At 43.8% G+C, this 12,777-nt stretch carries 8 protein-coding genes; all 8 read right to left on the bottom strand.

Annotated features, from left to right (window positions below):
* Window positions 1-22: 22 nt before the first annotated feature.
* The gene (locus BQ7344_RS04220) at window positions 23-1,978 is read right to left on the bottom strand and encodes a fructose-1,6-bisphosphatase (protein ID WP_072521555.1); all 1,956 of its coding nucleotides are present in this window, start codon (window positions 1,976-1,978) and stop codon (window positions 23-25) included.
* An 84-nt stretch (window positions 1,979-2,062) separates the two neighbouring features.
* Complete coding sequence (locus tag BQ7344_RS04225; RefSeq protein WP_072521556.1) at window positions 2,063-6,538, bottom strand: PolC-type DNA polymerase III; 4,476 nt, start codon at window positions 6,536-6,538, stop codon at window positions 2,063-2,065.
* Window positions 6,539-6,553: 15 nt separating this feature from the next.
* Complete coding sequence (gene ispG, locus BQ7344_RS04230; RefSeq protein WP_072521557.1) at window positions 6,554-7,609, bottom strand: flavodoxin-dependent (E)-4-hydroxy-3-methylbut-2-enyl-diphosphate synthase; 1,056 nt, start codon at window positions 7,607-7,609, stop codon at window positions 6,554-6,556.
* Between the two features lie 65 nt (window positions 7,610-7,674).
* Window positions 7,675-8,853, bottom strand: a complete 1,179-nt coding sequence (locus tag BQ7344_RS04235) for a toxic anion resistance protein (RefSeq protein WP_072521558.1) — start codon at window positions 8,851-8,853, stop codon at window positions 7,675-7,677.
* 67 nt (window positions 8,854-8,920) lie between these two features.
* The gene (locus BQ7344_RS04240; protein WP_072521559.1) at window positions 8,921-10,117 is read right to left on the bottom strand and encodes a 5-bromo-4-chloroindolyl phosphate hydrolysis family protein; all 1,197 of its coding nucleotides are present in this window, start codon (window positions 10,115-10,117) and stop codon (window positions 8,921-8,923) included.
* A gap of 136 nt (window positions 10,118-10,253) precedes the next feature.
* Window positions 10,254-11,279 carry a branched-chain amino acid aminotransferase gene (locus tag BQ7344_RS04245; RefSeq protein WP_072521560.1) on the bottom strand — a complete coding sequence of 342 codons (1,026 nt, stop codon included), beginning with the start codon at window positions 11,277-11,279 and terminating at the stop codon, window positions 10,254-10,256.
* A 93-nt stretch (window positions 11,280-11,372) separates the two neighbouring features.
* Entirely contained in the window at window positions 11,373-11,864 is a 492-nt protein-coding gene (locus BQ7344_RS04250; RefSeq protein ID WP_072521561.1) for a dihydrofolate reductase, read from the bottom strand.
* A 46-nt stretch (window positions 11,865-11,910) separates the two neighbouring features.
* Complete coding sequence (thyA, locus tag BQ7344_RS04255; RefSeq protein ID WP_072521562.1) at window positions 11,911-12,759, bottom strand: thymidylate synthase; 849 nt, start codon at window positions 12,757-12,759, stop codon at window positions 11,911-11,913.
* Window positions 12,760-12,777 lie beyond the last annotated feature (18 nt).

Raw genomic sequence — 12,777 nt, forward strand, 5'->3', positions numbered from 1 at the left:
CTGTTGTGTTTCTTATTTCTGTCTATTTCTTTTCTTTTATGTAACCTTTACGATATGCATCCAAAAGCTGCATAAGTTCTTCAATACGTTCCCTCAGTGCTTTTCCGGTATCGGTGTCTCCCACCAGACGTCGCTTCGATGTATAGTGTACGGATACCCTGTTGGATACAATATCACTTTCCTGGGAAACAGCCTGCTCTTTTGATGCAAATGGCTCATGTGCACTTAAGATCAATCCATAAGAATTGTAGATCAGAGTATAACCGGCAATTCCGGTTACCTTCTGGTATGCTTTACAGAAACCACCGTCAATAACGATCACTTTACCATTGCACTTGACCGGGCTTTCTCCCTCTCCCTGATGCACTGGTACATGACCGTTGATAATATGCCCTGACTTCGGAGAAAGGCCAAATTCTTCAAGGAGTGTATCAACTACGTTTTCGTTTTCAAGCAGGCGATAATATGCACCTTTTGTTTCTTTATGCGTTTCTTTATCTGCTATAAAATATCTCTCAAATGTAGTCATCTTATCCTTGCCAAATAATGGAGAGGACGGACTTGCCCAGATAAACCAGAGGATATCCATACCTTTTCGCTGCTCAGCACTATCGACTGCAAAAAAAGCTCTTCTTACATAAGTTTCAAGCACATCATACAGCTCACGACCCTTATATTTTTTTCCGTAAATCTGAATTTCTTTCAGACTGCCGTCCTCATTCAGGGGAATACATCCATGGAAAAGCAGGTTTCCATTATATATCTTGTACAAACCACCCTTATCCAGAAGCAGACGCATATGTTTCTGAAGTTTTTCGCAGTTGCGGAAAGCTGTTTCCATACGTTCTATCACATCTCGCTCTCCTGCGGTCAGCTCATACGGATGTTTCCAGTCAATCGTCGGAAATTCTGTATCCAGCATCGGATATTCCTTTCCGTCCGGAAGCGTCACAGTTCCCTTCACCGGATCGATCCTGTGAAGCAGACAACGGTCTTCCATATGGAATTCCCTGTGTCTTCGGATAAGCTGTCCCTCCAGCTTGAACTGAATGATAGAAATCGCTTTGTGCATCTTCTGGCCGAGTTCTTTTTCCAGTGCATTATAATTAGAAGTACCTTTCATCTCAAAAGCACTGCACGGATCATCTTTGTAAACTTCCATGGAAAAGGTTGCAAGCGGCAGCATATTGATTCCATAACCATCCTCAAGAATGTCAAGATTTCCATAACGAATGCTGTTGCGAAGTACCGTCGCAATACATGCCCGCTGTCCCACAGCTGCTCCCATCCATACAACATCATGATTTCCCCACTGGATATCAAGGGAGTGATATTTCATCAGACGGTCCATAATAAAATGCGGTCCCGGTCCACGGTCAAAAATATCCCCGAGAATATGAAGATGATCCACAACAAGACGCTGGATCAGTTCTGCAAGTGCAATGATAAAATTCTCTGCACGTCCGATCTGAATGATCGTATTTACAATTGAATCATAATACGCTTCTTTATCAAGAACCTCCGCCTTTTCCGTGATCAGTTCCTCGATCACATAAGCATAATCCGGCGGCAGGGCTTTACGTACCTTGGATCGTGTATATTTCGATGCCGTCGTCTTGCAGACTTCGATCAGTCGGTACAATGTAATCTTGTACCAGTTTTCCATATCATCTTCTGTTTTTTTGACCAGCTGTATTTTTTCTTTTGGATAGTAGATCAAAGTTGCCAGCGCTTTCTTATCGCTGTTGCTCAGGGTATGCCCAAATACATCATCTATTTTCTTTCGGACTGCACCGGAGCCATTTCGGAGCACGTGTGAAAACGCTTCGTATTCGCCATGCAGATCCGACATAAAATGCTCCGTGCCTTTCGGAAGATTTAAAATCGATTGAAGATTGATGATCTCCGTAGAAGCCTTCCCGATCGTCGGGTACAGTTCCGCAAGTCTCTGTAAATATCTCAATTCCTCTTTTTTCATGTTCTTCTCCTTTTTGCCATGTTAACATATCCCACATTCCAATCAGTAATACAAACTTACTACATGACTTTTATATATGCAGGATCATGCAATTACCCCGTCGAACAGTGAAAACTGGTTCGACTGCGGAATATCTCCAAACAATCCCATATCATCCATAAGGTCGATGACTGTTTTGCTGACTTTTGTCCTGTCACGGAAGTCATCCTTTGACAGGAATTTTCCCTGCTTTGCCGCATCTACCACGGCCTCGGCAGCCTTATCTCCCATACCTTCAATACAGTTCAGTGCCGGCATCAGTTTCCCATCTATGATCTGAAAACGGTTTGCCTTTGCGCGGTAAAGGTCGATCGGCATAAACTCCAGACCACGCGCATACATTTCCTGTACGATTCGCATATCTTTGATAGTATCCTGTTCTTTCTTTGATGCTGCATCACCCTTTTTACGCAATTCTGCCAGATAAAAGTCCAGACGCTCACGACCCATACACATTGTCTCATAAGAAAATGCCGTTGCCCGGATACTGAAAAATGCCGCATAATATGCCAGCGGTTTAAACACCTTGAACCAGGCAATACGCCATGCCATCATAACGTATGCCGCAGCATGTGCCTTCGGGAACATGTACTTAATTTTTTTACAGGACCAAATATACCATTCCGGTACATTATGTTCTCTCATAGTTGCTTCCCACTCATCACGAAGTCCCTTTCCTTTACGGACGGCCTCCATGATAGTGAACGCAAGACTGCTCTCTACGCCCATACTGATGAGGTAGATCATGATGTCATCTCGTGTACAGATTGCGGTGGAAATCGTTGCTTTTCCCTCTTCGATCAAGGTCTGTGCATTGCCAAGCCATACGTCCGTACCATGAGACAGACCGGCAATACGTACAAGGTCAGAAAAATACTTTGGCTTTGTATCAATCAGCATCTGCATCGCAAAATCCGTACCAAACTCCGGCACACCAAGGCAGCCAAGCTTACAGCCGCCGATATTTTCCGGTTTTATTCCCAATGCCTCCGTACCTGCAAACAAAGACATAACTTCTTTGCTGTCCAGAGGAACATCTCTGGCACTTAAGCCGGTAAGATCCTCCAGCATACGGATCATTGTCGGATCATCGTGTCCGAGAATATCAAGTTTCAGAAGGTTTCCGTCAATGGAATGATAATCAAAATGTGTCGTGATGATATCACTGTTTTCGTCATTTGCCGGATGCTGCACCGGTGTAAATTTCTCAATCTCCTCACCAACAGGAAGAACAATGATACCGCCCGGATGCTGTCCGGTCGTTCTTCGGATACCGGTACATCCCTGTACGATACGGTTGATCTCACAGTAACGTTTGTGCTGTCCACGTTCTTCGTAGTAGTTTTTCACATAACCAAACGCTGTTTTTTCCGCAAGTGTACCGATGGTTCCTGCCTTGAATGTCTGACCCTTTCCAAAAATAACCTCTGTATAACGATGGGCATTTGCCTGATATTCACCGGAGAAGTTCAGGTCAATATCAGGCTCTTTATCACCTTTGAAACCAAGGAATGTTTCAAAAGGAATATCGAAGCCTTCTTTGTTCATCTTTGTTCCGCACTTCGGGCAGATACGGTCCGGCATATCACAACCTGCCATACCACCAAATTTTTTCACCTCCGGTGAATCAAAATCACTGTATTTGCAATTCGGACAAAGATAATGTGGCGGCAGCGGATTTACTTCCGTAATACCGGACATCGTTGCTGCAAGCGAAGATCCTACAGATCCTCGGGAACCTACCAGATATCCATCCTCATTGGATTTCCACACCAGTTTCTGCGCAATGATATACATAACCGCATAACCGTTGGAAATAATAGAGTGAAGTTCTTTATTCAGTCGGTCTTCTACAATCTGCGGAAGTACTTCTCCATACATCTCATGTGCTTTATTAAAACAGATATCCTTCAGATCCTGATCAGAGTTTTCAATGACCGGAGGATATTTATCCGGATGAATTGGTGAAATCTTCTCGATCATATCTGCGATTTTGTTTGTATTTGTAATAACGACTTCTTCTGCTTTTTCGCTTCCAAGATAGGAAAACTCTTCCAGCATTTCCTCGGTAGTACGAAGATAGAGAGGTGCCTGGTTATCCGCATCAGAAAAACCATTTCCAGCCATGATGATACGGCGGTAGATCTCATCCTCCGGATCCATAAAATGCACATCACAGGTCGCAACGACCGGCTTCTTGAACTGGTCACCCAGCTTGACGATTTTTTTGTTGATCTCGATCAGGTCTTCATTGGACTGAATACGGTCGTTCTTTTCATCTGCCAGCATAAATGCATTGTTTCCGAGCGGCTGGATTTCCAGATAATCGTAGAAATTAACAAGTCTTGCAATCTCCGGTTCCGGTGCATTTCGAAGAATTGCCTGATACAGTTCTCCCGCCTCACAGGCACTTCCGATCAGAAGCCCATCCCTGTGTTCGAGAAAAAGACTTTTCGGTACACGCGGACGACGGCGATAATATTTCAAGTGCGACTGGCTGACAAGCTTATACAGATTAATTCGCCCGGTCTCATTTCTTGCAAGAATAATTGCATGGTAAGTTGGCAGCTTCTTTATCGTATTGACCGAAACATTTCCCTGCTGATTCAGTGCATCCACATCATAAATATCGCGCTCTTTCAGCATTTCCACAAATCGTACAAAAATTTCTGCCGTACATGCTGCATCATCCACTGCCCTGTGGTGATGATCCAGAGATACGCCAACTGCTTTGGCAACTGTATCCAGTTTAAAACGGTTCAGCGCTGGCAGAAGAAAACGCGCCATACCGACTGTATCGACATATGTATACTCCTGTGGAAGCCCCTGTCTCTTGCAGTTTTCAATGATAAAGCTCATATCAAAGTCTGCATTATGCGCCACCATGACAGCACCCTCACAAAATTCCAGGAACTGTGGAAGTATCGTCTGAATATCCGGTGCATCCATGACCATTGAATCATTGATACTTGTCAGCTGCTCGATTCTGTATGGAATCGGTACTTTCGGATTTACAAATGTTGAAAAACGATCTGTGATCACTCCGTTTTCCACACGGACCGCACCAATTTCAATGATCTGACAGGTCAGCGGCGAGAAACCTGTCGTCTCGATGTCAAATACAACAAATTTTCCATCTATCAACTGTCCTTTACTGTTGGTCACAATACCTTTCAGGTCATCTACCAGATAAGCTTCCATTCCGTAAAGAACTTTGAAATCGGATTCCTTCGGTACACACCCGCCCCATGCATCAAAACAGTGATTCGCCTCAGGGAAGGCCTGTACAACACCATGATCCGTGATTGCGATTGCCTTATGCCCCCACTCGTACGCTCTTTTGACCAGATCTTTTGCAGTGGTAACACCATCCATATCGCTCATCTTTGTATGACAGTGCAGTTCCACACGTTTCTGCGGGCTGGTATCCATTCTCGTACTGCGGAAGTCAGCAATCTTTTTGATTCCGGAAATCGAACCGACAGTAAGTTCACTGTCAAATCTGTCGATTGTCGTAACACCTTTAAATTTCAGGAAAGCCCCTTTCTTCACAGAATCTGTTATCTCCGGCACCTGTTCATTACGAAGAAACATCTTGATCACAATGGAATCTGTAAAATCCGTCACAGGAAAAATCAAAATCGTTTTTTCGTTACGGATCTCCCTTGCCTCTACATCCATGACCTGACCGCGGATAATAACTTCGCCCATCTCACCTGTTATGGATTCCAGATCGATCGTATCACCCTCAAAATCTCTTCCATAAACCACGTCCGGATTGCTGTCCCTGCGGAAGCCGCCATGGAAATCCCCACGTGCACCTTTCTTTTCGAAAGTTTTCTGCTTCTGATCTGATTTAGCTTTTGTCTCTGTTTTTTGGCTGTCCTTTTGGGCTTCTGCGGCCTCTTCCGTCTTTTCTTCCTGCACCTCTTCCGGAGTCAGTTTTGCATGTTTTAATACGTTTGCAACTTCCTGTCGGATCTGCAGAGCTGCATTCTTACGGTATTTGCTTTCTTCTGCTTCAACAAACTGCAGATTGATCTTAAGGTTCATGCCACAACGCTCACAGAAGACTTTCTGCAGATATTCTACAAGAATCTCACTTTTTTCTCTGGAAATTACAGAATCCGGAAGTGTCAGATCCATCTGTTCGTCAGACGGAAAACTAATCTGCGAACGTTTGAACAGATTGTACTCAAGCATATTATAGTTCTTCAGCTCTATTTCCATGCTGGAACGGTAAACATCCAGAAAATTCGCCGGTGAATACTGTTTGGACAAATGAAACCGTTCGATCACTGTCACCTGCATTTCCAGCCCTGCAAAAAACTGTCGTTCAATCTGATTTTCCAGCGCCATGATATATTTCTTATGAATCCAGCGCTCACTGTGGATATACACCCACAGTCTGGTTTTTGCCGGATTGCATGCCACTCTCGAAACAGTAACTATCTCAAGCCATTCCTGCAGCTGATCATTCACTTTTAAGTTGGGAAATACATCGAAAAATTCTTTTTCCACGTTTTATGCCTCTCTTTATGCTTCCCAGTGGAGCAATTCCTCACGAAGTGTATCCAGAAGCTGATCTTCCGGTACCTTCCTTACAATTTCACCTTTTTTGATAAGAAGTCCCACGCCGACTCCACCTGCAATTCCGATATCTGCTTCCTTTGCCTCTCCCGGTCCGTTTACTACGCAGCCCATGACGGCAACTTTAATATCCAGCGGAATATCCTGTACCATTGCCTCAACCTGATTTGCAAGTCCGATCAGATCAATACGTGTACGTCCACAGGTCGGACAGGAAACGACTTCAATGCCTCCCTTACGCAGTCCAAGTGTTTTAAGAATGCGTTTCGCAGATTTGATTTCTTCCAGCGGTGCACCTGTCAGAGAAACACGTATCGTATCACCGATTCCCTGTGACAGAATAATTCCCAGGCCTACTGCTGATTTGATATTTCCAGAATAAAGAGTTCCTGCCTCTGTGATTCCCACATGAAGCGGATGATCTGTCTTTTCGGCGATCAGCTCATGCGCTTTGGCACACATCATAACATCAGAAGATTTGATACTGATCACAAGATTATCATACCCCATTTCTTCGATAATACGAACTTTGTCCAGTGCACTTTCCACAAGACCTTCTGCCGTCACACCATGATATTTTTCTACAAGTTCTTTCTCGAGGGAACCGCTGTTTACACCAACACGGATCGGAATGTTACGTTCTTTTGCCACATCCACGACAGCCTGAATCCTGTCTGTACTTCCGATATTTCCGGGATTAATACGGATTTTATCTGCGCCGTTTTCCATTGCTGCAATTGCAAGGCGATAGTCAAAATGAATATCTGCAACGAGCGGAATATGAATCTGTTTCTTAATTTCTTTTAAAGCCTGTGCTGCTTCCATCGTCGGTACTGCACAGCGAATGATATCACATCCGGCAGCTTCAAGTTCCAGAATCTGACGCACAGTTGCCTCTACATTTTCTGTTTTTGTGTTTGTCATAGACTGGATCAGGATCGGGTTTCCTCCGCCGATCTTTTTATTTCCTATCTGTACAACTTTTGTATGATCACGATACATAATCTTCTCTCCTTTTAGCGAAAAAGCGGAGCTGTCTATGTCAAACAGCTCCTCTTATCCATATGTCAGTGCTGGATTTCCAGCAGTTTTGCCTTCAGATCATTCTCCATCTTAAGCATTTCTGCCTCAGCAGCCTGTCGTTTCTCTCTGCCTTCTCTCTGAATTTTCATCACATCATCCAGTGTCTGGATCAGGTCGGCATTTGTTTTCTGTAAAGTTTCCATATCAACAATACCACGCTCGGATTCTTTTGCAGTCTCCACAGATGCCATATGAAGTTTCTCAGCGTTTTTGCGAAGCAGTTCATTCGTAAGATCAGACACCTGGCTCTGTGCCTGTGCCGCCTCTGTAGAATGTGCAATACCAAGAGCAAGCACCATCTGGCTTTTCCAGAGCGGGATTGTGTTGACCAGTGTCGTCTGGATCTTTTCTGCCATCATTGTATCGTTATTCTGCACCAGACGGATCTGCGGTGCTGTCTGAAGGGAAATCATTCTGGTAAGTTCCAGATCATGAAGCTTCTTTTCGAATCTGGCACATTTGCTGTCCAGATCTTTTGCTGCCTGTGCATCTTCCGGAAGACCGGTTAGCTTTGCTTTCTCTTCCAATTCTTTAAGCTTGCCGTCCCGCATTCTGGAAAGGCTTAACTTGCCTGCCTGAATGTACATGGACAGTTCCTTGAAATACAGAAGATTCTGCTCATACATCTTATCCATCATCGCAGAATCCTTAAGAAGGCGCACCTGATGCTGCTCCAGTGTCTCGGAAATTTTTTCGACATTTGCCTCAGCTTTGTCATATCGGTTTTTCAAAGTTTCAATCTTGTTGGCCTGTTTCTTAAAGAAACCGAACAGTCCCTTTTCTTCTTCCGCATCAAACCCTTTTAATTCCCCGACTACACCGGTCAGAAGATCGCCTACCTCTCCGAGATCCTGTGAACGTACGTTTTTCAGTGCTTCATCGGAAAAATCCGCCATCTTCTTCTGTGTTCCGGCACCATACTGCATAACCTGTGTCAGATTTTCCAGATCAATCTTTCCTGCAAAATCTTCAACCATCTGCTGTTCTTCCGGCGTAAGAACAGTCTGTGCCATCTTCTGCTGCACAGGATTCATTTCCTGCGTAACTTCCATCAGCTGCACCGGTGCCTGTACTTCCGGTTCTTTTTCCGGTTTCATGACCAATTCCGGCTCCAGTGTCAGCGACGGCATTCCTGTTTCTGTTTGTTTCATTTCATCACCCATAACGTTTCCCTCTCATTTTCTGCGTGTCGTATATCCTTGCTGCTGATTTTATTTTGAATTGCTTAAATCACTTTTTCACAAAATCATTTACTGTCAGCCCCTCCTGTGCAAGCATGGTATGCAGAACGGATATATCACTTGACACATCCCATGCCGTATCCTGAAATACAGAATCCAGAAGTTTTGCAAATGCTTCATTCAATGTATCCAGAGTATCCTCAATTTCTTTCTTTGAAGCCCGGATCGTCTCCCCCTGAATCGGCTGTCTGTCCATATCTTCATAAGCATCCAGAAGTTTCACTGTCATCGGAAGATAATAATCCATCATCTTTTTGAGATCCGGAATAATCTCCGGGTGCTCCTCTGCTCTCTGGAAAATCTGCTCTACGATCTGTTCCATTTTTGCAATTTTTGCTGAAATCTCTTCTCCCGGAATCGCATCATTACTTGCATGGATTTTCTTAATATATGCTTCACCCTTATCAAGGACTTCCTGCACCTGAGGATTGATCCGGCTCTGCTTTTCACTCTCCTGCATTCTCTTCTGCGCTTCCTCGGCACTGCGCTGTTCCAGCGCCTTCTGCGTTTCTTCATACTGTCTGTAAGTTTCATTGCTTGTGATCAGGCAGGTTTCCTTTGTATCTGTTCTGCCTTCCAGAAACCAGCTTTTCGCGATCATATAGTGAATATCTTTTTTGACTGATTTTATGCTTCTGCCGACTGTTTTCGCCAAATCTTCAAAACTACAATATGTTTTGTGTCCCAGTGTTTTTTTGTATTTCTGAAAACGTTTCAGTCTGCCCAGACCAGTGCATCCGCTGCCGATCATCCCGACTCCGACAAGTGTACCAATCAGTGTCACAACTGTGGAACCAATACCTCCGTGTCCCATGACCGCCTGCAGGATCTGCACGGTCAGAAGCCCGATTGCCATACTTCCGGAAATAATTCCGCCAAACACGATCAACAGGATATCCTTTACTTTTTCTCCGCCGGTATTACCATAAAGCTCCGGATGCGTTTCTGTATTTTCGACAGTCCCCCACACTTTCTGTGCCCCTGCTTCCGGCTTACGATATCCAACCTTCTCCGGATGATCTTTCTGATATTGTTTCAGAGTGCTGTTTACCATTCTTGTGATTGACTGGTTCAGTTCCTGATAATTGCTTGTTTTGACCGCATTTTCTATAGTTGTCTGAACTTCGCGGACTTTCTGCTCTACAAAGCTGAAATCCGATCCGTTGTCATAAGATTTTTTATCCATGCCATCCTCCTGTAAACTATTCTTATTATACAGAAATACAGACAAAAAAACAAGGCACAGGAAAACGTCCTGCACCTTGTCTTGAATTTATGAGTAAGCTCATATGGATTTAAATCTTTTGGCCCTGCATCATAAATTATTCGATAACTTTGATCCATCCTTCCGGAGCTTCGATGCGTCCCATCTGGATTCCGGTAAGTGTCTCGTAAAGTTTCTTTGTTGTCGGTCCCATTTCTTCCATTCCGCTTGGGAAGCAGATTTCTTTGCCATGGTCTACGATCTTTCCAACCGGAGAGATAACTGCTGCAGTACCGCAAAGTCCGCATTCTGCGAAATCTTTTACTTCGTCCAGATATACTTCACGTTCTTCGACTTTCAGTCCGAGATAATGTTCTGCAACATATATCAGAGAACGGCGTGTGATAGATGGAAGAATACTATTGGACTTCGGTGTTACAACGGTGTTGTCCTTTGTAACGAAGATGAAGTTTGCTCCACCTGTCTCTTCAACTTTTGTTCTTGTAGCAGAATCAAGATACATATTTTCGTCATAACCCTGACGATGTGCATCCATAATTGCATGAAGGCTCATTGCATAGTTCAGACCTGCTTTGATGTGTCCTGTTCCATGCGGTGCAGCACGGTCAAAATCTGTAACACGGATCGTGATCGGTTTTGCGCCGCCCTTGAAATACGGTCCAACCGGTGTAGTAAGGATACGGAACTGATATTCATCAGCCGGTTTTACACCGATAACAGGGTTGCTTCCGAACATATACGGACGTACATAAAGTGTTGCACCTGAGCCGTATGGCGGTACATAAGCTTCATTTGCTTTGATTGTCTGCACGACAGCATCAACAAAACGATCCTCCGGGAATACCGGCATTTCCAGTCTTCTTGCAGAATTTGCAAAGCGCTCTGCGTTGAGGTCCGGACGGAATGTTACAATATGTCCGTCTTCTGTTGTGTAGGCTTTCATACCTTCAAATACAGTCTGTGCATACTGGAATACACATGCACATTCGTTCAGTGTAACGTTCGGATCTGTGGTCAAAGTTCCTTCATCCCATTTACCATCTTTGAAGTTGGCAACATAACGATAGTCTGTCGGAATATAGCCGAATCCGATGCTGCCCCAGTCAATGTTCTTTTTTTCCATAATATATCTTCCTCCATTCGTATGGATATCTTTGCTACCCATTTTAGCACTTTATTGTGGTGACTTCAATGTAAAAATCACAGAGAAAAAGATTTATTTTACTCTTTCATATTTTACGAAGGAATATTCCAGATCAAAATATGTCTGTTCATCACTTTCTGCAGTGATTTCCCATTCCGGCATCTCATCAAGATTCGGGAAATAACTGTCTGCTTCATATCCAAAGTCAATCTTTGTCACATGGGCGATATCGCAGTAAGGAAGAAGCTGTTTGTACACACTGTCTCCACCGATACAGTATACTTCCTCTGACGGATATTTTTTAATTTCTTCAAGGAGTTCTTCAATAGTATGAACGATAATTGCATCTTTTACTTTATAATTTTTGTTTCCGGTAAGTACGATATTGGTTCTGTTTTTGAGCGGAAGCCCGTTCGGAAAACTTTCCAGAGTCTTGCGTCCCATAACAACGACCTTACCAGTCGTTTCCTGACGGAACATTTTCATATCTGCCGGAATACTCACCAGAAGTTTGTTGTCTTTGCCGATTGCCCAGTTTTTATCTGCTGCTACGATAATATTCATTTTAACGTTCCTTTCTCCAGGTAGATTTCTTTCCCGTTCACACAGATCAGACTGCGATCGGAATATTTTTGATCTGCGGCCATGTCTGATAATTTTCTACGATCAGATCATCCGTTGTAAAATCATAGAAATTTTTGATTTCCGGGTTAAGTTTCACGGTCGGTGCCGGATAAGGTGTACGACTGATCAGTTCTTTGATCACCGGTACATGACGGTCATAAATATGACAGTCTGCGATCACATGCACAAGCTCTCCAGCCTCCATATCACATACCTGCGCAATCATCATCAGAAGGATGGAATACTGACATACATTCCAGTTGTTTGCAGCCAGAATATCCTGTGAACGCTGGTTCAGCACCGCGTTTAGTGTAAGTTTGTCTTTTCCCGGTTCTTTCGTCACATTAAAAGTCATAGAATATGCACATGGATACAGATTCATCTCGTGGAGATCCTGATGCACATAAATATTAGTCATGATACGACGACTGTACGGATTATTTTTGAGATCATATAAAACACGGTCAACCTGATCCATCATGCCCTCTTTGTACTGGTGTTTTACCTGCAGCTGATAGCCATATGCCTTGCCGATAGAACCATTTTCATCTGCCCAGCTGTCCCAGATATGACTGTGCAGGTCATGGATATCATTGGATTTTTTCTGCCAGATCCATAAGATCTCATCCATTGCACTCTTCAACGCTGTCCTACGTAGAGTCAGTGCCGGAAATTCTTTACGTAGATCATAACGGTTCACCACGCCAAATCGTTTGATCGTGTAGGCCGGTGTGCCGTCTTCCCATACCGGACGTACTTTCTCGCCTTCTGTACTTGTCCCGTTTTCTATTACATCTTTGCACATATTAATAAAAGTAACATCTGCCAAACTCATTGCATTTCTCCTTTCATT

The sequence above is a fragment of the Blautia sp. Marseille-P3087 genome (genome assembly GCF_900120195.1).
Taxonomy (GTDB): Bacteria; Bacillota; Clostridia; order Lachnospirales; family Lachnospiraceae; genus Blautia_A.